Annotated in this window: 1 protein-coding gene; it reads left to right on the top strand. The window is 35.6% G+C overall.

Annotated features, from left to right (window positions below; translation table 11 throughout):
- Nucleotides 1–96: 96 nt before the first annotated feature.
- A partial coding sequence (locus ABD814_RS02260) for a transposase (protein WP_344909918.1) occupies nucleotides 97–374 on the top strand: 278 nt, incomplete at its 3' end.

Genomic DNA, 374 nt, shown 5'->3' with positions numbered 1-374 from the left:
CAAGTTTTTTTGTGTTAAAAGGCTATATATCAATAAAAACGAAGGTTTTTACTATAAAACTTTAGACAATACGCACAATTCAAGGAGGGCTCCATAATGAAAAGTGTAATCGAAAAGTCACTTCATTTCAACAAAATGATCAAAGTTAATTTTGATGGTGGAAATTTAACCTCAGACTCAGGGCTAATATTGTACAAAGAGTTCGATGAAAAGATTGGATTAAGCCAGTCTATTCAAGAAACCCTTCAAGTCAAAGACTCTGTAGACCACCGGGAACATCCCAATCCTGATGTCGTCATTCAAAAAATTTATCAACATCTTGCAGGTTATCACACAGACGACCATGCGGATGAATTAAAGCATGAGCCGATGTT

Origin of the sequence: Amphibacillus indicireducens (assembly GCF_039539605.1) — a bacterium.
Classification (GTDB): Bacteria; Bacillota; Bacilli; order Bacillales; family Amphibacillaceae; genus Amphibacillus; species Amphibacillus indicireducens.
This window is presented reverse-complemented; position numbering and strand designations above follow the sequence as displayed.